The 18,530-nt window shown below is 47.5% G+C and carries 20 protein-coding genes and 1 other annotated feature; of the genes, 2 read left to right on the top strand and 18 right to left on the bottom strand.

The window, feature by feature from the left end:
- Positions 1 to 6: 6 nt before the first annotated feature.
- The 10 genes from ACW5MY_RS13135 to ACW5MY_RS13180 all read right to left on the bottom strand — a co-directional run bounded on the left by ACW5MY_RS13135 (position 7) and on the right by ACW5MY_RS13180 (position 11,355).
- On the bottom strand, positions 7 to 834 hold the full coding sequence (locus tag ACW5MY_RS13135) for a carbohydrate ABC transporter permease (protein WP_434534076.1): 828 nt from the start codon (positions 832 to 834) through the stop codon (positions 7 to 9).
- Between the two features lie 18 nt (positions 835 to 852).
- Positions 853 to 1,794 (bottom strand): carbohydrate ABC transporter permease, encoded by a 942-nt coding sequence (locus tag ACW5MY_RS13140; protein ID WP_013353125.1) that lies wholly within the window; start codon positions 1,792 to 1,794, stop codon positions 853 to 855.
- 39 nt (positions 1,795 to 1,833) lie between these two features.
- The gene (locus tag ACW5MY_RS13145) at positions 1,834 to 3,129 is read right to left on the bottom strand and encodes an ABC transporter substrate-binding protein (RefSeq protein ID WP_013353126.1); all 1,296 of its coding nucleotides are present in this window, start codon (positions 3,127 to 3,129) and stop codon (positions 1,834 to 1,836) included.
- A 30-nt stretch (positions 3,130 to 3,159) separates the two neighbouring features.
- Positions 3,160 to 4,344 (bottom strand): sn-glycerol-1-phosphate dehydrogenase, encoded by a 1,185-nt coding sequence (locus ACW5MY_RS13150; RefSeq protein WP_289393812.1) that lies wholly within the window; start codon positions 4,342 to 4,344, stop codon positions 3,160 to 3,162.
- On the bottom strand, positions 4,341 to 5,147 hold the full coding sequence (locus ACW5MY_RS13155) for an HAD-IIA family hydrolase (protein ID WP_373419132.1): 807 nt from the start codon (positions 5,145 to 5,147) through the stop codon (positions 4,341 to 4,343). The genes ACW5MY_RS13150 and ACW5MY_RS13155 overlap by 4 nt, the downstream gene beginning before the upstream one ends.
- Positions 5,125 to 5,814, bottom strand: coding sequence for an L-ribulose-5-phosphate 4-epimerase (gene araD, locus ACW5MY_RS13160; RefSeq protein ID WP_013353129.1), 690 nt, complete (start codon positions 5,812 to 5,814; stop codon positions 5,125 to 5,127). Before araD ends, ACW5MY_RS13155 begins: the two co-directional genes overlap by 23 nt.
- Entirely contained in the window at positions 5,807 to 7,492 is a 1,686-nt protein-coding gene (gene araB, locus ACW5MY_RS13165; RefSeq protein WP_013353130.1) for a ribulokinase, read from the bottom strand. Before araB ends, araD begins: the two co-directional genes overlap by 8 nt.
- 1 nt (position 7,493) lies before the next feature.
- Complete coding sequence (gene araA / locus ACW5MY_RS13170; RefSeq protein ID WP_014470808.1) at positions 7,494 to 8,987, bottom strand: L-arabinose isomerase; 1,494 nt, start codon at positions 8,985 to 8,987, stop codon at positions 7,494 to 7,496.
- Between the two features lie 178 nt (positions 8,988 to 9,165).
- The gene (locus tag ACW5MY_RS13175) at positions 9,166 to 10,131 is read right to left on the bottom strand and encodes a glycoside hydrolase family 43 protein (protein WP_013353132.1); all 966 of its coding nucleotides are present in this window, start codon (positions 10,129 to 10,131) and stop codon (positions 9,166 to 9,168) included.
- Positions 10,132 to 10,269: 138 nt separating this feature from the next.
- A complete protein-coding gene (locus tag ACW5MY_RS13180; RefSeq protein WP_013353133.1) occupies positions 10,270 to 11,355 on the bottom strand; it encodes a M42 family metallopeptidase in 1,086 nt (361 codons plus the stop codon).
- Positions 11,356 to 11,537: 182 nt separating this feature from the next.
- Between ACW5MY_RS13180 and ACW5MY_RS13185 the strand changes: the two genes are divergently transcribed.
- Positions 11,538 to 11,930, top strand: a complete 393-nt coding sequence (locus ACW5MY_RS13185; protein ID WP_013353134.1) for a hypothetical protein — start codon at positions 11,538 to 11,540, stop codon at positions 11,928 to 11,930.
- A 13-nt stretch (positions 11,931 to 11,943) separates the two neighbouring features.
- On the opposite strand, the gene ACW5MY_RS13190 is transcribed toward ACW5MY_RS13185, so the two are convergent.
- From ACW5MY_RS13190 to ACW5MY_RS13225, 8 genes are all read right to left on the bottom strand, one after another.
- A complete protein-coding gene (locus ACW5MY_RS13190) occupies positions 11,944 to 12,210 on the bottom strand; it encodes a DUF1294 domain-containing protein (RefSeq protein ID WP_013353135.1) in 267 nt (88 codons plus the stop codon).
- Between the two features lie 57 nt (positions 12,211 to 12,267).
- Positions 12,268 to 12,627: a 50S ribosomal protein L20 gene (gene rplT, locus ACW5MY_RS13195; RefSeq protein WP_003152495.1), complete on the bottom strand. Its 360-nt coding sequence runs from the start codon at positions 12,625 to 12,627 to the stop codon at positions 12,268 to 12,270.
- A 31-nt stretch (positions 12,628 to 12,658) separates the two neighbouring features.
- On the bottom strand, positions 12,659 to 12,859 hold the full coding sequence (rpmI, locus tag ACW5MY_RS13200) for a 50S ribosomal protein L35 (RefSeq protein ID WP_003152493.1): 201 nt from the start codon (positions 12,857 to 12,859) through the stop codon (positions 12,659 to 12,661).
- Between the two features lie 12 nt (positions 12,860 to 12,871).
- Complete coding sequence (gene infC, locus ACW5MY_RS13205) at positions 12,872 to 13,393, bottom strand: translation initiation factor IF-3 (protein WP_010886591.1); 522 nt, start codon at positions 13,391 to 13,393, stop codon at positions 12,872 to 12,874.
- Positions 13,394 to 13,451: 58 nt separating this feature from the next.
- Positions 13,452 to 13,582, bottom strand: a sequence feature (ribosomal protein L20 leader region).
- Positions 13,583 to 13,762: 180 nt separating this feature from the next.
- The gene (gene lrgB / locus ACW5MY_RS13210) at positions 13,763 to 14,446 is read right to left on the bottom strand and encodes an antiholin-like protein LrgB (RefSeq protein WP_013353136.1); all 684 of its coding nucleotides are present in this window, start codon (positions 14,444 to 14,446) and stop codon (positions 13,763 to 13,765) included.
- Between the two features lie 12 nt (positions 14,447 to 14,458).
- A complete protein-coding gene (gene lrgA / locus ACW5MY_RS13215; protein ID WP_013353137.1) occupies positions 14,459 to 14,899 on the bottom strand; it encodes an antiholin-like murein hydrolase modulator LrgA in 441 nt (146 codons plus the stop codon).
- Between the two features lie 130 nt (positions 14,900 to 15,029).
- Complete coding sequence (locus ACW5MY_RS13220; RefSeq protein ID WP_013353138.1) at positions 15,030 to 15,764, bottom strand: LytR/AlgR family response regulator transcription factor; 735 nt, start codon at positions 15,762 to 15,764, stop codon at positions 15,030 to 15,032.
- Positions 15,742 to 17,523, bottom strand: a complete 1,782-nt coding sequence (locus ACW5MY_RS13225; protein ID WP_013353139.1) for a sensor histidine kinase — start codon at positions 17,521 to 17,523, stop codon at positions 15,742 to 15,744. The genes ACW5MY_RS13220 and ACW5MY_RS13225 overlap by 23 nt, the downstream gene beginning before the upstream one ends.
- 187 nt (positions 17,524 to 17,710) lie before the next feature.
- Here ACW5MY_RS13225 and ACW5MY_RS13230 point away from each other — a divergent pair, with 187 nt between their 5' ends.
- Positions 17,711 to 18,505, top strand: coding sequence for an HAD family hydrolase (locus ACW5MY_RS13230; RefSeq protein WP_013353140.1), 795 nt, complete (start codon positions 17,711 to 17,713; stop codon positions 18,503 to 18,505).
- Positions 18,506 to 18,530 lie beyond the last annotated feature (25 nt).

The raw sequence follows: 18,530 nt of genomic DNA on the forward strand, positions 1-18,530 counted from the left end.
CCCTCTCTATCCCATCACTCCGCCGACTGTCAGGCCGGAAATGAAGTATTTTTGGAAAAACAAGAATATGATGATGACCGGCAGTATCGCAAAAACGGAACCGGAGATCAGCATGTCATAGTTATTGCCGTACGGACTCAGCAGCCCCGAAAGCCCGATTGGAAGCGTAAACATTTCTTTCGACCGAAGCACGATTAGCGGCCATAAAAAGTTATTCCAGCTGTTTAAAGATTGGAGAATGATCATTGCTCCGAATGCCGGTTTCATGAGCGGCGCCATAATTCTGAAGAAAATTCCGAACTCCGTGCAGCCGTCCATTCTCGCTGAATCAAGCAGATCTTTCGGAAGGCCGAGCGCGTATTGCCTGAAAAAGAACACAGCGACAGGCGACACGATAAACGGCAGAATCACCCCCGTATAAGAATCGATCAAATGAAGGCCCACCGTCAGTTTAAATAACGGAAGCATCATCACTTCAAGTGGCACCATCATAATGATCAGCACAAGAACGAAAATAACATTTCTGCCTTTAAACTCATAGACACCGAGTCCGTAGCCGATCATAGAGGAAAAAAACAGCGTGAGAACCGTGGTGAGAACGCCGAGCAGCAGGCTGTTAAAAAACCACTTAAAATAAATGCTTCCCCCGTGGAACAAATACGTGTAGTTATCAAGGCTCATCACATCCGGATCAAGACGCAGATTCAGCCCGATGCGCATCAGCTCAGATGACGGCTTTAATGAACCGAGCAGCAGGCAGAGCAACGGAAAGATATACAGCAGGCTCAGCATGATAAAAAACAAGGTAAACGCAACTCTGTACACAAGAGACATGTGATTGTGACGCACCACTTATCCCTCCCCTTTAAACGAACCGGACAGTTTCAGCGAGACAAGGCTGACCAGTAAGATGATGAGCAAAAGGACAATTCCGATTGCGGCACCGTACCCCATTTCGTTATACGCAAGCCCCTGCTGATATAAATAACCGACAAGCGTGAGGCCGATATTGCCCGGGGAATTATTCTGCCAAAGCACATAGCTTTCCTCAAACATTCTGAACCCGCCAATAATACTGATCGTTAACACATAAACGGACACCGGCTTTAAAAACGGGAGGGTAATATGCCGGAACTTTTTCCACGTACTCGCCCCGTCAATTTCAGCGGCTTCATATAATTCTTTCGGCACGTTCTGCAATCCGGCCAAAAAATAAAGAATGTTAATGCCCATCCATCTCCATGATGCAAGGAGCACCATTAAAAACATCCCGGTTCCTTTGTTGTTGAGCCAGTTTTGGGGCGATGCGCCGAGCTTGATCATCAGCTCATTTGCCAGCGATGTATTCATTTCTCCGAACATCAGCCGGAATATAATGCCCGCTACGATTGTCGATGTTAAAGCCGGTATAAACAGTGCCGATTTAAATACATTTCTGAACATGACGAGCTTCGAATTCAGAAACACCGCTAAAAGAAGCGGCACCGGAATCAGCACGACGAGCGTCCAGAAGGTATATTCCAATGTATTGAATAATGCGGTATAAAAGGTTGGATTAAGAAGAGCGGTATAATTGGAAAACCCGACAAATGTAACTTCTCCCGGCAGTATCCGCTGAAAACTCATGATAAACACACTGATGATCGGATACAAAAAGAAGACGAGAAACGAAATGATAAAAGGCGCCGTAAATAGATAAGGCGCCGCTTTTTTTGAATACAGCACATTGCGCCGGCGCGGCTCTCTCCGGACTGCAGAAACGGTTTGCGCTGACTCTGTCTTTACAGGTCTCATAAAAGCTCCCCCGCTTTCTCTGTTAAATTGGGCGGCTTCTTATTTTTCCAATTGCTGTGCCGCCTCGTCCAAGGCTTCCTCAGGTGTTTTTTCCTGCGTCTTAAGCGCATCGAACAGCACCTGTCTGACTACGAGATCAGCCGCTTTAGAGAAGTCTTCATGCAGATAAATCGGATTGATCTCATCTTTTATCTCAAGGAGTGAGGAAAAAATGGACGTACCGTTCCGGAAGAAATCAGTGTACTTGTTTTTCTCCTTCAATTCTTTTGAATTCCACACGTCCCAGCGGAGCGGATCAAAGCCGAGCACCGTCCACAGCTTAATATTTCCTTCCTTTGAACCTTTCGCAAATCCGAGAAATTCTTTCGCGAGCTCCAGATGTTCAGCCTGTTTCGGCACGACGGTGGCTGTTCCGCCCAAGCCCGCTGATCGGTCACCGCCTTCTTTCCAGGCCGGCATAGGGTAAATCGCCATTTTCCCTTTTAAGTCAGGCATATAATCGATAAACCGCCCCATGTACCAAATGGGCATCAGCACTGACGCCGCCCCGCTCTGATTCATAAAACCGTAGTATTCTTCGCTGTGATGGCCGCCGCCGGGAGCCGGCAGAAGGGTTTTATCATTTACCATGTCCTTTAAGTAATTCAATGTGTCTATATTCGTTTTACTGTTCAGAATCAATTTGCCGTTTTTGCTGAAGTAGCCTGATCCCTGCTGCGAAATCATGGAAAGGAATGTGGCGGAGTCATTTGTTTCAACCGTTCCCATCGGTTTTCCCGTAATTTCGCGCACTTTTTTCCCTGCCCGCCGGTAATCCTCCCATGTCTTAATGGAGGCAGGATCAACGCCCGCTTTTTTCATGATATCCATGTTGTAAAACATGACGGTCGTCCCCACATGTGTATCAAGGCCGTACAATTTGCCGTTTTTGCTGTATAGGGCAAGACGCGCCTCCACAAACTTATCGCGGTCTTTTTCAATCAGCGGAGTCAGATCGGCAAGCGGGATATCCTTTCCTTTCAGAAAGTTCGAGAACCGGCTTAATTCCACGTCAGCTATATCGGGAAGCCCCTCACCCGCGATCAGCGAAACAGATAGATTATCATGCATTTGTCCATAAGGATAAACAACGGTATTCAGCTTAATTTTGCGCTCCGGGTATTTTTGATTCCATTCTTTGACCATTTCCTGATAGAACTGTTCGTGCAGTCCGTTAAACGTCCAAAAAGTCAGCTCCGTTTCTCCCGGCCGGCCGGCAGCCCGTTCTTTTGAACAGCCGGCGGTAAACAATAAGAGCATCATCACCACCAAACATACAGCGGTCGTTTTTTTCATGTCATCCCCCCTCCACTTTAGGCCGCGCGGCTATTGAAGCAAATGATGTGCAAAGAGCGCTGCATGTTCATTTATGATGGTCAAACCGGTATAACGGTCTCTCAGTGTGTGCGCATGCTTAAGCGCGTCGCAGACAAGTTCCTTCTTGACACCGATTTCATCGAAACAGGCTGGACCTCCCGCAGATGTGAGACACCCGGCAATTGTTTTGCCGTCAGGAAGCCCCTCATATGCTGATTGAATCGCCTTGCGAAAGTTCGGCGGCAGTTCTGCAAGCTTTTCGTGACAAGCCAGTTCTTTGTAAATATCACTCAGCACCGCGCAGGCGCATCCCACCTTCGCACCGTGGAGAATCGGAGGCTGTTTTGTCTTCAGCATTTCCATCTCAATCCAATGCGAGATGTGATGCTCTCCTCCTGAGGCGGGACGGGAGTGATCAAGGGCAAGCATGACAAGGCCCGAAACGATCAGCGCTTCCATCAGTATCTCAATGCCGGTCTCTGTCCCCGCGGCAATGCCAGCGCGGTGATCAATGCACTGCCAAAGCGCGTCTTTCACAAGCTTCGCCCCTGCTTCTGAGTATGGCTCATCTGCAAGCCTGCGGGATATCTCCCAATCTGCCAGCGATGTTATTTTTCCGAGCATGTCGCCGAATCCCGCGGCTGTCATTGAACGGGGCGCGTCTTTTAAAAGATTCGTATCCGCAAAGAGGGCGATCGGCGCTTTCGTTTGAATCGTCGTTTTGATTCCGTTTAATATGAGCGGCGCTCCCGCCGATGTAAAACCGTCGACTGACGGAGCGGTGGGGAATGATATAAACGGCAAACCGCGCTGATAGGCGGCAAACCGTGTAATATCGTGAATCGTCCCTGAACCGGCCGCAATGATTACATCCGTCTCTTCCGCGATATTGATCAGCGTATAGACCAGTGTCCTCTCATCAGCCGCAGCGGTCCCGGCTTCATGCTCCGGAATGATGAGCTTTGCCGCTTTAACCCCGCCGGCCTTCAATTCGTCAGCAAGCACCCGTCCCGCTGCCTCGTAAGTGTTCCGATCACAGACGATCACCGGATGTTTCCAGCATTTTTTTTGCAGAAATCTGAGAAGTTCTTCTTTTGCAGTCGCTCCGATCACGATATCTTCTATTTGAATAGGCGAGCGGCTGCCCCCTTCTCTGTCAAACTCGGATTGAATGTCCGCCGGAGAAAGTTTCATAAAAGGATTCCCTCCTTCGCTAATTCTGTCAGATCTTTAATAGAACCGAGTACGATGTCAGGTTCATAAAGACGGGGCTCCCCGAGTTTGGCCGATCCAGTCAGAACCAGTACGCTTTTCATTCCGTACAGCCTGCCCATTGCGATATCTGATTCGAGACTGTCTCCGATAATGGCGCATTCTCCCGGAGGAAGCCCGAGCGCTTTACATGCTGCTTCAGCCATCAGCCAAGACGGTTTGCCGATGACAAGCTCCGTTTTTGCTCCGGCAGATGCTTCAATGGCCCCGATCATTCCCGCGACATCCATGGCATGGCCGCCTTCATTCGGAAAGGATCTGTCCCGATTCGTGGCGATGATGCGCGCGCCGGAGGAAGCTGCTTTAAAAGCGAGATTCAGATCCTCATAGGTGACGGTTTCATGCAGGGAGATGACAAGCCAGTCTGCCGCCTGCGGTTTTTGCGCCATGGCGACACCAGCTAAAGCGAGTTCATCAGTCAGCCCTTTCTCTCCTAACACCCACACCTTTGACAAAGGATAATGCTTCTTTAAAAATGATGCCGTCACACTGGAGGACAGCACGATGCTCCGTTCATCCGTCCGGATGCCGGCACCGAGAAGTTTCTTCCGGCACATTGCCCTTGATAAATTGCCGCGGTTGCTTAAAAAGACAACGGATTTGCCCAGTGACTGAAGGGTGTGAATGGCTTCTGCTGCGCCGTCAATCAGCTCCTGCCCCCTGAATACGGTTCCGTCTAAATCAATCAGAAACCCGGATGCGTCAAGTTTGGCCATAATAAGCATTCGCCCCGTGTTTTCTGTAAAAGTGCTTATCATGCAGCACTCTGTCGATCGGACTGAGCTGTTTGTTCAGCATGAGCGAATGGTAGGCCATTTCCGCCACTGTTTCGAGCACTACGGCGTTATGCAGGGCATTCAACGCGTCCTTTCCCCAGCAGAACGGACCGTGACTGTGGACGAGGACACCCGGATTTTGTTCATACGGTTCATTTTGAAAGGTTTCAGCTATGACTTTGCCTGTATGATATTCGTAATCTTTTACAATCTCTTCTTCATACATTTCCCTCGTGCAAGGTATAGCGCTTTCAAAATAATCCGCGTGAGTCGTTCCGAGCGCGGGAATGTCCCTGCCTGACTGTGCCCAGCTCGTCGCCCAGCGGGAATGTGTATGAACGATTCCGCCGATAGCCGGAAAAGCTTTATACAGATAAAGATGAGTCGGCGTGTCAGAAGACGGCTTCAGCGAGCCTTCCAGAATGTCTCCGTCCTCATTCAGGACGACCAGTTTGTCTGCGGTCAGCTCACTGTAATCGACACCGCTCGGTTTAATGACGATTCTCCCGCTCTCTCGGTCGATGCCGCTGACATTTCCCCATGTAAACGTGACAAGGTTATGTTCCTCAAGCTTCAGATTGGCGGCGAGCACTTCTTCTTTTAACGCTTCAAGCATAGCGGCTCTCCCCTTTCACGAACTCACGGTTTTTAATGGCTTTCAGGCGTTTCATGACATTGTTTTCTTTGCCGAAGTAGTGAACGAGCTCTTTATATTCCGCATATAAGCTGTCATAAATCTCAGCTCTTTCGCGATTCGGGACATAAGAGGCGTCTTTTAATTTCCCCATATGTGCGCAGGCTTCAGCAATATTGGAGAAACCTCCGTTTTCCCGTCCCGCAGCGAGCGCTCCGAAAATCGCGGAACCCAGTGCAGGCGCCTGCGGAGACCCGGATAATTTAATCTCCATATTTGTGATATCTGCATAAATCTGCATGATAAAAGGATTTTTTTCAGCGATTCCTCCGGCTGCGTAAAGCTCTTCGACCGGAACACCGTTATCCCGGAACGTTTCGATAATCATCCTCGTTCCGAAAGCCGTCGCTTCAATCAATGCCCTGTAGATTTCTTCCGGCTTCGTGTGCAGCGTCATGCCAAGCATCATACCCGTCAAATCGGCGTCCACTAAGGTTGACCGGTTTCCGTTCCACCAGTCAAGCGCGAGAAGGCCGCTTTCCCCCGGAATAAGCTCAGCCGCTTTTAAGCTTAAAAGCTCGTGAATGTCTATGTGTTTATCCTCCGCTTCCTTCTCATAGTCCCTCGGAACACACGTTTTGACAAACCATTCAAAGTGGTCGCCGACACAGGACTGCCCCGCTTCATATCCCGCATATCCGGGCAAGATGCCGTTATTTACGACTCCGCACATACCGGGGACGATATGTTCTTCCTCGCCAAGCAGCACGTGACAGGTGGACGTTCCCATGATCATCAGCATTTTCCCCGGTTTTGTAATGCCGACCGCCGGCACTGACACGTGTGCGTCGACATTGGCTACGGCAACGGCCGTCCCCGGCAGAAGCCCGGTCAGCTCCGCCATTTTTTCGGTCAGCCCGCCTGCCTTTTCCCCGACTGAATAAATGGTTCCGCTTAATTTATCCTTTGTAATCGTTTTCATTAAAGGATTGAGCCTTTCGAAAAAATGATCCGGCGGATACCCCGTCTCGTCATTCCAGATTGCTTTGTAACCGGCCGTACAGTTGCTTCGCTTCAATGAACCGCACAATTGATAGACGATCCAGTCTGCCGCTTCCACAATCCGGTCTGCCGCCTCGTATATATGCGGCGCTTCTTCCGCGATTTGCATGATTTTCGGGATCATCCATTCAGAAGAAATTTTTCCGCCGTATCTTTTGAGAAATGTTTCATTTGTGTCCTCGGCTATACGGTTTAAACGGTCCGCATATTTTTGAGCCGCATGATGCTTCCACAGCTTCACATAACTGTGAGGCTCCCGTTCAAATTCCGGCAGCATGCAGAGCGGCTGTCCCGATCCGTCTACCGGCAAGATGGTGCAGGCGGTAAAATCAATTCCTAAGCCGATCACGTCTTTCGGGTCAGTGCCCGTCTGCTGAAGCAGACTCGGAATCGCCGTTTTCAGAACTTCGATATAATCGGCTGGATGCTGAAGCGCCCAGTCCCGAGGAAGTTTTTCTCCCGTCTTCGGCAGCGTACGGTCGATGACGGCATGAGTGTATTCTTTTACAGCGGATGCGATTTCCTCCCCTGTCCGGACATTGACGAGCACCGCGCGGCCTGACAATGTGCCGAAATCGACACCAATCGTATACGCCATATCAAATCCCTCCCAACCGGTATAATACGTCATTCCATTTCAGCTCTTTTTTCAGCTCGCGTATTTCAGTATTGCGGGAAATAAAGATGCTTTCAATGCCCGCCATCTCGGCCCAATCAAGCATCTGTTCAGCCGTAAGCCGGAAAGACATGCAGGTATGATGAGCGCCTCCCGCCAAAATCCATGCTTCCGCAGCTGTTTTCAGCGATGGCTCAGGCTTCCACAGCAACCGCGCCACAGGGAGATTCGGCATGTCGTGATCAATTTCCCTGCCTTCCGCTTCATTCAGAACGAGACGGAACCGCCCTCCGATATCAATGATGCTGGCGATGATGGCTGAACCGCCGATTCCGTTAAAGACCAGCCGGGCAGGGTCTTCTTTGCCTCCGATTGAGAGAGGGTGTACTTCGATTTTCGGCTGATCGAGAGCGACTGTCGGGCATACTTCAAGCATATGTGATCCGAGAATCATCGCACGGCCCGGTTCAAAATGGTACGTATAATCTTCCATGAAGGAGGTTTGTTGTCCGTCCGCCATTATTTTCATCATCCGCACCAGGGCAGCCGTTTTCCAATCGCCTTCGCCCGCAAATCCGTACCCTTTTTCCATAAGACGCTGAACGGCAAGCCCCGGAAGCTGCTTCATTCCGTGCAGCACCTCAAAGGAAGTCGTAAACGCCGTATATCCGCCCCGCTCAAGAAAGGCTGTTAATCCGAGTTCGATTTTCGCCTGTTCTTTAATAGAAGAAACTTTTGCTTCATCCTGTTTCGTTTCGTCGCTGATGACATACAACTTGTCGTATTCTTCATAAAGCGCTTCCATTTCAGCATCAGTGACGCTGTTCATCACTTCGGTAAGATCGCCGATTCCGTATCCGTCTACCTGCCAGCCGAATTGAATGTGAGCGCCGACTTTGTCTCCGTCAGTAACGGCTACATTCCGCATATTGTCGCCGAACCGGGCTACTTTAATATGCCTGCTTTCATTCCAAGCGGCAGCAGTGTTCATCCATTGTGAAATGTCGCGTTTGACTTCCTCATCATCCCAATAGCCCGCAATGATTTTTCTCGTCTGCCCCATTCTTGACTGGATATATCCGTATTCCCGGTCTCCGTGAGCGGATTGGTTGCTGTTCATAAAATCCATATCAATCGTTTCCCACGGGATATCGCGGTGATATTGGGTATGCAGATGAAGCATCGGCTTTTGAAAGGCGGAAAGACCTTCAATCCACATTTTCGCGGGAGAAAATGTATGCATCCACGTCACGACCCCGGCGCAGTTTTCTTGATACTGTGCTTCCCGCAAAACCTCTCTGATTGTTTCAGATGACGTGACAACCGGTTTATGCCTGATCTTATATCTTGATGACACCCCGCTGAGACCGTCACATATCCCTTTTGCATGTTTATCGACAAGCTGAAGTGTTTCCTCTCCATATAAGTGCTGGCTTCCCGTTATAAACCAAAATTCATATTCCTTGTTCTGAAGCACATTCATTTCCCCTTCCCATCAAAATAAGGCGCTCGCATTTAAAAATATACGTACGAATATAAAATATAAAACTTCTATACTTTTATTTGTACGAACAACTTCATTATAGTTAAGGAGGAATCAAACTGTCAATCTTTTATTGCAAGTAAAAAGCCGGACCATATGCCCGGCTGCTCAATTAATAGGAAGGCCAGCCTGAACTCCAGTTGATATCATTGATGAGCATCTTCGGAATCCCGCTGTCTTCGGCATCATACGCATGGCGCACTAAAATATTCCCGTTCACAATGTCTTGACCGCCCGGGCCTTTCCAGCGGTCATTGCCGGAATCAAGAATTGTGCCTCCGCCTTCTGACATGCTTTTCCCGCTTTTATCAAGATATGGGCCGGTGATGCTTTTGGATCTTCCATAAGCGATTTTGTACGTACTATTCACGCCTGAACAGCATTTATCAAATGACACCATTAAATAATAGTAGCCGTTCTGATAGGTGATGGCCGGCGCTTCCAAAGCTCCGCCGTTATTCGGCCTGGCAGCGATGGAGTAAAGTGATCCCGTCGGTTTCATTGTGTTTTTATCAAGCCTTGTCAGCTTGATGCCGCTCCAGAAAGAACCGAAAGCAAGCCAAGGGTTTCCGTCCTTATCAATTGTCAGCTCCGGATCAATCGCATTGTAATCATTTGCGCTTGTCGAACGGATGACGAGCCCTTCATCCTTCCAGTTTCCTGAGCTGAGACTTGTTGATGAAGCGAGACCGATTGCGGAGGTATTTTTGCCGAATGAAGAAACGGCATAATACAGCCAATACTTTCCATTATAATATTGAACATCGGGAGCCCATTGATTCAGCCCGTAATTCGGCACGTAATTGCTCCACCATGACAGCGGGGAAGTAAAGATTGATTTTTGAACGGTCCATACGCCGCCGCTGCCCTCCTTTAAGACACGAAGCCCCCGCTCACCTTCCAAACCGGTTCCGAAAGCGTACCACGTGTTTCCTTCTTTCGCCATCGTCGGATCGTGAAGCAATTCATTTGATGCCCCCCAAAACGCGGCAGATGCCGGAGATGAAGACATCAGCAGCAGCCCGGCTGTAACGGCTGCGCACGAAAAGCGGATCAAGCGTTTGAATCTGTTTTTCATTTCATAACCCCTCCCTTTTTAAGCGCTTACAAAATACGTTGTCAGATTTTTCTGTGTCTTTCTTATTGTAGCCGCAGGGCTCATATTTGTACAGACAAAAAAAAGAATCTGCTTAAAAAAGCAGATTCTTCCGTATCTTTATTGATATGTAATACGGTCAACCGTTTCCCGGTCCAATTTTTTAATCACTTCTGTGATCAGTTTTACCGTATTCTCGTAATCATCCCGATGCAAAATAGCGGCATGAGTGTGGATGTAGCGCGTTGCGATTGTAATGGACAGCGCCGGCACTCCATTCGCGGTTAAATGAATGGAACCTGAATCCGTCCCTCCTCCGGCAATGGAATCGAATTGATACGGGATACCAGCTTCTTCCGCCGTATTCACGACAAGATCGCGCAGGCCTTTGTGAGATACCATTGACGCGTCATACAGAATTATTTGCGGCCCTTCACCGATTTTGCTTTGCGCCTCTTTTTCAGAAATTCCCGGTGTATCTCCGGCAATTCCGACATCCACACCGAATGCGATATCAGGCTGGATGGTATGCGCCGCTGTTTTAGCTCCGCGAAGCCCGACTTCTTCCTGAACCGTTCCCACACCGTATACTTCATTCGGATGATCGCTGTTTTTCAGATTTTTTAATACATCAATGGCTATCGCACAGCCGATGCGGTTGTCCCATGCTTTCGCCAATAAATGTTTTTCATTGTTCATCACTGTAAATTCAAAATACGGCACAACCTGGTCCCCCGGAAGAACGCCCCATTCCATCGCTTCTTCACGGCTGGATGCGCCGATATCGATGAACATCTCTTTAATATCAGCGGCTTTTTTTCTGGCGTCAGGCGGTAAAATATGAGGCGGCTTCGAACCGATGATCCCAGTGATGTCCCCTTTTTTTGTAACGACGGTGACACGCTGGGCCAGCATTACCTGAGACCACCAGCCGCCGACGGTTTGAAAACGGAGGAAACCTTTATCAGTGATTTGCGTCACCATAAAACCGACTTCGTCTAAATGCCCTGAAATCATGATTTTCGGACCGTTTTCTTTGCCGGTTTTTTTAGCGATTAGGCTTCCCAGCCGGTCTGTTGTGACTTCATCGGCAAATGGTTCTATGTATGATTTCATCACTTGTCTTACTTCTCTCTCATTTCCCGGTATCCCTTTTGCGTCCGTTAACGCTTTCAGCATGGTGAGCGTTTCATCTAATTTTGTCATCAATAAACCTCCTTTTTTTACTACCCTTCTTATTATACAGAACCAATGCTGAAGCATACGATTAATTCGCCTGAAAAACGGGTAAATGTTTTATATATTTCTTTTTAAAAAAATGAAACCTTTTGTTTTGTTTTTCGTATTACATCAGATCATGACAAAGGTGAGGAGGTGCCTTCACACATATGGCCATTACAGTATTCAGGATTGTCTTGCTTGCACTTCTTATTTATTTTATTTACATGGCGGTCAAATTCTACGCAAATCCGAAAAGAAAGCTCAGACTGGCGCAGTCAAAAGAAAATTTTTATTTTATTGATGAACAGAAAAACACGCGTAAAAATCTCCAGCTTACTTATAAAGGAGTGCTCTTTGAAGGAGAGAAGCATATCCCCTCCAAAGATCATCCGCTGTTTATTCATACGATATTCGTGTGGACCGAGACTCCGGAAAAGCTGAGCAGCTTTTCTGCAGATGATTATGAAGAAGTCGAGAGAAAGGTATTGGAGCGGTACCCCAATTGCAAGATTGATTGGGACCAGCCCATCAAAAAAGCAAAAAAAGCAGGCGAGCGCTGAGCTCTCCTGCTTTTTATTTTTTATACATCAAATAGATCAGCACAAGGGCGGCTTCGGCGAGAAAAAGCATCGGCACCCCGTATAAAAAAGATTTGTGCTTCGTCTTATGCCTGAAGGCGCGCATGCCGATCCATACGCCGAGCGAGCCGAACATAGCGGCTGTGAGCCATATCCGCTTCTCTGAGATTCTCCACCTGCGCGCTTTTGCTCTTCTTTTATCAGCGCCCATAATCCAAAAGCCGTATCCGTTTATCAATACCGCATAAATGAAGAAAGCCATTGATTGTCACCCTTTACGTAAAAAACCGCTCCCCGGAAAGAGAGCGGCTTTTTCAACTTACTTGTCTAACTGAGCTTTAGCAGCATCAGCAAGCTGATTGAAAGCAGTAAGATCGTTTACAGCAAGATCAGCAAGCATTTTACGGTTTACTTCGATACCTGAAAGCTTAAGACCGTGCATTAAACGGCTGTAAGAAAGACCGTTCATACGTGCAGCAGCGTTGATACGAGTGATCCAAAGCTTACGGAAATCACGTTTTTTCTGACGACGGTCACGGAATGCATAGTTTCCAGATTTCATGACCTGCTGGTTTGCTACTTTGTATAATGTATGTTTTGAACCGAAATAACCTTTTGCTAATTTAAGAACCTTTTTACGACGCTTACGTGTAACAGTTCCGCCTTTTACTCTTGGCATTAGATTTCCCTCCTAATTGTTCCTTGTCCGATTACTTGATGTTGGCAAGCTGTTGTTTAATGCGTTTGAAGTCTCCTGCGCTTACAATAGCACCCTTGCGAAGCTTACGCTTTTGCTTTTGGGATTTGTTGGCGAATAAGTGACTTGTATATGCATGAGAACGTTTTAACTTCCCAGAACCTGTCTTTTTAAAACGTTTAGCAGATCCGCGGTGAGTTTTCATTTTTGGCATGGGATTTCCTCCTTATTGCTTTTCGTTTTTCGGCGCGAGCATTAAGAACATGCTGCGGCCGTCCATTTTTGGTTTTGTTTCGACTGTCGCAACTTCCGCACATGCTTCAGAGAAACGGTCCAATACGCGCTGGCCGATTTCTTTATGAGTGATTGCGCGCCCTTTAAAGCGGATAGAAGCTTTCACTTTATCGCCTTTTTCAAGGAATTTAATCGCATTGCGCAATTTCGTGTTAAAGTCATGCTCATCGATCGTCGGACTTAACCGAACTTCTTTTAAGTTAATGATTTTTTGATTCTTACGTGCTTCTTTTTCCTTTTTCTGCTGCTCGAATCGGAACTTTCCGTAGTCCATGATACGGCAGACAGGCGGTTTTGCATTTGCTGCAACTAACACAAGGTCAAGATTTGCGCGGCCGGCGATTTCAAGTGCTTCCTGACGGGACTTGATGCCGAGCTGATCGCCATTTTGCCCGATTAAACGGACTTCACGTGCACGGATACCCTCATTAACCAATTGATCTTTGCTAATAATGAGCCACCTCCATAGTTTCTTCGAATTGATTCACAACGCTTTTTGACTGCATTCTGCAGGCAAACAAAAAGTGCGGGCATGATAACACACCCACACTACGAACATCTGCATAAATAAAAATGTACGGTCAACCTGCCAACTACATGAATGTGTCAATCAGGTGAGAAGCGGGTGCCTCTGCTTGTGATTTATATTCAATTCAGTAACTATTCTACACAATACCGGAACATTAGTCAAGAATGACTTATCCGGATCAACTTTTTCATTTTAACACGGTGCCGGGGTAAGCGCAAGGAAAAATGTGAAATTTTGTTCTTTGCAACCTTTGATGTGCCGGACAATAAAAAAACCGGGTCTATGACCCGGGGCTTATCCACCGATGAGCTGAACGAATACCGGAATGACCAGCACCGTCACCACTCCTACGACGACAACCGCGATACTTGCCATTGCCGCTTCTACCTCTCCCATCTCAATACCGACCGCAACACCAAGTGCGTGACCTGATGTGCCGAGAGCCAGTCCTTTAGAGATCGGGTGCTTCACTTTAAACATTTTTAAGAACAGAGCGCCCAGGGCATAGACGATCACGGCGTTGAAAATGACGGCGAAAGCGGTGATGTCGGTGATGCCGCCGATCCCTTTTGACAGCGGAAGGGCAATTGCCGTTGTCGCCGCCTGAGGAAGCATGCTTTTCATAACGGCCGCGTCAAGCTGAATGCCTTTTGCGATCAAATATACTATCGTGACTGAGCAGACAGAGCCGACAATAATTGAAGACATGATCTGCCACCAGTATTTTTTCAGCTTGTCACGCTGTTTGTATAAAGGAATGGCAAAAGCGATCGTCGCGGGCTCCAGGAAGAACTTAATAATGTCTCCGCCGCTTTTATAATCTTCATATGAAAAACCGCCGAGCTTCAGAAAAAGGATGCCGAGCACCATCGCGACAAACAGCGGGGTGAAGAGGAAAAAGCCTTTCGTTTTTTTAAATAAATACGTGCCGATGCCGAATGCTGCAAGTGAAACGACAATACCGAAATATGGACTCATCTGTTTTCCCTCCTAATGCTGCACAAGTTCATTTTCTTGATTGGAACGGCGCACCGTTTGTTTATCAGCCGAAGTTTCCTTCTGACGTTTTTGGCTGACAGACAGAATCAGCTGAGAAAAAAGACCCGTCGCCCCTAACAGAATGATGGTGGCGAGTAAGATGACGAGTGCGATCTGCACGCCGTACTGCTGCATGACGCCAAGTGAATTCATCACGGAGATGCCCGACGGGACAAATAAAAATCCGATCAGTGACGTTAATGATGTTCCCAGCGTTTCTACTTGTTCAAGCTTAATCACTTTCAGACATAAGAGGACAAATAATAACACCAAACCTACTACAGAAGCGGGTATAGGAATGGGGACAATCGCTGCAATCCCATTAGATATGAGCATAATTACGGCAAAAATAAATGCTTGTGTCAGAAATCCGTACACTTTTTTCGCACTCATTTTCTTCACCTCTTTCTCTTTGTTAGGTCCATTATAAAAGAGACACCGATTTATAAAGCGCTTTCATGACAAACGGCAGAATATTCATTCTGAAATGCAAAAAACGGCTGTTGAAATGCAGAAAGCCGCCTCATAAAATATGAAGCAGCTTTTTTAAGTCTTTTGCGTATGTACGGCTGACGGGAATTTTAGAGCCGTCTTTTAAAATAAGATTGTAGGTCGAATTAAACCACGGATGAATCTCCGTAATATGCTCCGTATTCACGATGAACGCGCGGTGCACTCGCAAGAAGCCCGTCTCAGGCAGTTTTTTCTCAATGACCGCCAAGGTTTCGTGAACGGAATAAGACGCGGCGAAAGTTTTGACGGAAACGTGTCCGTCCTCCATGCCGGCAAAAATAATGTCCTTCGTATCTAAAATAACGATAGATTCGCCGGCTGATACCGCCAGCTTATGCGCTCCGGCTGCGGACGGCTGTTCTGAGACGGCTTCTGCCCTGTCCTGTTTAACCCTTTTAAACTTTCTGATCGTCTGGCGGACTCTTTCTTCATCGAAAGGCTTTGTTAAATAATCGAGCGCATCGACTTCAAAGGCTTTTAAAGCAAATTGGTCATACGCCGTCGCAAAAACGACTGCCGGCGGATTTTTCATGTTTTTCAGCCGTTTGGCAATGTCAAATCCATTTTCTCCTGACAAATCAACATCTAAAAACAGCAGATCCGGTTTTTGATCCATCATGCTGTCAAAAGCGGATTCAATATTTTCCGCTTCATTTATATCACTTACTTCATTCGTCCGTTTCAGCAAATAAGCCAATTCATCTCTTGCCAGCATTTCATCATCAACGATTAACACCTTCAGCATGTTCTTCTCCTTTTGTCATCAGTTTCAAAGGCAGCTCAAATGATACGTCTGTACCTTTACCGGCCTCACTTTCCAATCGCAGAGCGGCTTTGGGACCGAACAGTCCGATCAGCCGCTGATTTAAATTGTAAAGCGCGGTTCCCGTTCCTTCTTTAGACGGCAGCGGACGGTTTCCGAGCACAGACAGCAATTCCGGATCAATTCCCCGCCCGTTATCCCCAACCCGCATTAAAACCGACGGACCTGCGGATACCACGCTGACATTGACGGCACAGCTGTCCTGCTTTCTTGAAAACGCATGGCGGAGCGCGTTTTCCACAAGGATCTGCAGCACAAAAGGAGGGATTTCGATGTCCTCCAAACCGTTTTCGATCTCAAGACTGATTTTATATTTCCCGGGAAAACGAGCCTGCTCCAGTGATAAATATGCCTGCAGATGGTTCAGTTCTTTAGAAAGCGGGATGAGCAGCTGCCTCGCTCCCTGCAGATTGGAACGGAAATAGACGCTGAGCTGCAGCAGAAGCTTTCGGGTTTTTTCCACATCCGTGCGGCAAAGTGCAGAAATCGTATTGATCGCATTAAACAGAAAATGCGGATTGACCTGTGCTTGAAGCGCCTTTATTTCTGCATCTTTCAGTAATTTGCTCTGCAGTTCCGCCTCACCGAGTTCAAGCTGGGTGGAAAACAGCATGGCAAGTCCTTCCGCGAGCTCTTCTTCAACCCGGCTTAAACCCGACGGGCTTTTAAAATACATTTTTAACGTGCCGATCGTTTTGCCGTTTGACGTCAGCGGCAATACGATAGCCGCATGCAGCGGACAGGGATCGTGCGTGCATTCAATTTCTTCCTTTGATGTCGCTTTCATAATATGTCCCGTTTTGATGACCCGTTTTGACAATCCGGTGATCAGGCTTTTAGACGGAATATGATGGTCGGCACCCGCCCCGACATGCGCTAAAATCTTTTCATTATCCGTAAGTGATACCGCATCCGTCCCTGTCTGCCTGTGAATGATGGCAGCAACGCTTTTGCATGAGCTTTCATTCAGCCCTTGGCGGAAAAACGGAAGTGTCTGGTCGGCAATCATCAGCACCCTGTGAGTTTCAAGCGCTCTTGCCCGCTCTTCTTTTCGGATAATTGACTGAATGATGGAAAGAAAAATAAAAGTCCCTGACCCGTTTACCAATATCATCGGGATGCCGATGATGCTCACAAGCGTCCAAGCGTCAGAAAACGGCTTGGCCATCAAAAGGATGAGCAGCATTTGCAAAGATTCCATCCCAAGCCCGACAAGCGCGGCCACCCGCGGTGTCGGCATTGCATAGCGTTTTCTGAAATACCGCCCGATCCAGCCGGACAAAACGCCCGCTAATACGGACGAGACGGCACAGCTGACTGCGGTCGCGCCGCCGAGTGATAAACGATGCAGGCCGGCCAATATGCCGACTCCGATCCCCACATACGGACCGCCTAAGAGTCCGCCGATTTCAACCCCCATAATCCGTGTATTGGCAATTGAACCGGACGGATTAATTTGAAACACCCAGTCATTATTCATGATCATATTCCGCTGAATTTCTATCCCCGTATAGTTACTGATGATACTGAACAGCGAGAAAATTGAAATCAGCACCGCTTTTCCTTTATAGCTCTCAGGCTGCTGGAGCGCCTGTCTGAACAATCTGGTATGAGCCAGAACGAATCCCAATATGACGATAATTCCGACTCTTTCCAGCATCATAATGATCAAATGCAGCATACTTTTTCACCTGTTCTTTCAAATTTTATTTTATCATGTTTTAAAGCAAGAGACAGAATCGGACACAAATCTGCCTGTTTTTTTCAAATCATCAGAAAACAAATCTTTCACAGTCTATGTATCTATTGTAGAATAAACGGGAGCCTTGCGGCAGAGAGTTTCAGAATATAACAAAGAGGAGAAGATCATGAAAGCCGTATTTTTTGATTTGGACGATACACTGTTATGGGATGAAAAAAGCGTCAGAACAACATTCAGAGAAACATGTTTACAAGCTGAAAAAAAATATGGCCTTGACCCGCACACATTTGAAGAAGCGGTTCGTAAAGCGGCACGGGAATTGTATATGTCATACGAAACCTATCCTTATACGGTCATGATCGGCATTAATCCGTTTGAAGGATTATGGGCGAATTTTTCTGAGCCGGTCAGCGAAGGATTTAAAAAGCTGAATCAGATTGCGCCGGAATACAGACGAAACGCCTGGACGAACGGGTTAAAAAGTGTCGGCATAGACGATGCGGCTTACGGCGAATATTTAGCGGAGTTTTTCGCGGCGGAACGCAGACAGCGCCCGTATGTGTATGATGAGACGTTTGCGGTGCTTGAAAAGCTGAAAGGCGTTTATGAATTGCTTCTGCTGACAAACGGCGACCCCAGCCTGCAGAAAGAAAAACTTGCCGGCGTTCCTGAGCTTGCGCCTTATTTTAATGAAATTGTCATCTCTGGCGCTTTCGGAAAAGGGAAACCCGACGCCTCCATCTTTGAACATTGCCTCAGTCTTCTGCACCTGAAAAAAGAAGACGCCATTATGGTCGGAGACAACCTCAATACTGATATATTGGGAGCGAAACGGGCAGGCATCACGACTGTCTGGGTAAACCGGACGAATAAGAAAAATGAAACGGACATTACGCCTGATTACGTGATCAGCGATCTTCACGAGCTGTTTGCGATTATAGAGAAACAAAAACAAAGATAATCACATACCGAAAAAAACCCCACTC

The organism is Bacillus sp. Bwzl_19 (assembly GCF_054900515.1).

Coding starts and splice junctions, on each gene's coding strand:
- lrgA (WP_013353137.1), bottom strand. CDS start 14,899: ATGAGTGCGAAAAAAGTGTACGGATTTCTGACACAAGCATTTATTTTT.
- ACW5MY_RS13135 (WP_434534076.1), bottom strand. CDS start 834: ATGTCTCTTGTGTACAGAGTTGCGTTTACCTTGTTTTTTATCATGCTG.
- ACW5MY_RS13140 (WP_013353125.1), bottom strand. CDS start 1,794: ATGAGACCTGTAAAGACAGAGTCAGCGCAAACCGTTTCTGCAGTCCGG.
- ACW5MY_RS13220 (WP_013353138.1), bottom strand. CDS start 15,764: ATGCTGAAGGTGTTAATCGTTGATGATGAAATGCTGGCAAGAGATGAA.
- ACW5MY_RS13185 (WP_013353134.1), top strand. CDS start 11,538: ATGGCCATTACAGTATTCAGGATTGTCTTGCTTGCACTTCTTATTTAT.
- ACW5MY_RS13180 (WP_013353133.1), bottom strand. CDS start 11,355: ATGACAAAATTAGATGAAACGCTCACCATGCTGAAAGCGTTAACGGAC.
- ACW5MY_RS13190 (WP_013353135.1), bottom strand. CDS start 12,210: ATGGCTTTCTTCATTTATGCGGTATTGATAAACGGATACGGCTTTTGG.
- ACW5MY_RS13225 (WP_013353139.1), bottom strand. CDS start 17,523: ATGCTGCATTTGATCATTATGATGCTGGAAAGAGTCGGAATTATCGTC.
- rplT (WP_003152495.1), bottom strand. CDS start 12,627: ATGCCAAGAGTAAAAGGCGGAACTGTTACACGTAAGCGTCGTAAAAAG.
- lrgB (WP_013353136.1), bottom strand. CDS start 14,446: ATGAGTCCATATTTCGGTATTGTCGTTTCACTTGCAGCATTCGGCATC.
- ACW5MY_RS13230 (WP_013353140.1), top strand. CDS start 17,711: ATGAAAGCCGTATTTTTTGATTTGGACGATACACTGTTATGGGATGAA.
- ACW5MY_RS13155 (WP_373419132.1), bottom strand. CDS start 5,147: ATGCTTATTATGGCCAAACTTGACGCATCCGGGTTTCTGATTGATTTA.
- araB (WP_013353130.1), bottom strand. CDS start 7,492: ATGGCGTATACGATTGGTGTCGATTTCGGCACATTGTCAGGCCGCGCG.
- ACW5MY_RS13175 (WP_013353132.1), bottom strand. CDS start 10,131: ATGAAAAACAGATTCAAACGCTTGATCCGCTTTTCGTGCGCAGCCGTT.
- ACW5MY_RS13150 (WP_289393812.1), bottom strand. CDS start 4,344: ATGAAACTTTCTCCGGCGGACATTCAATCCGAGTTTGACAGAGAAGGG.
- araD (WP_013353129.1), bottom strand. CDS start 5,814: ATGCTTGAAGCGTTAAAAGAAGAAGTGCTCGCCGCCAATCTGAAGCTT.
- ACW5MY_RS13145 (WP_013353126.1), bottom strand. CDS start 3,129: ATGAAAAAAACGACCGCTGTATGTTTGGTGGTGATGATGCTCTTATTG.
- rpmI (WP_003152493.1), bottom strand. CDS start 12,859: ATGCCAAAAATGAAAACTCACCGCGGATCTGCTAAACGTTTTAAAAAG.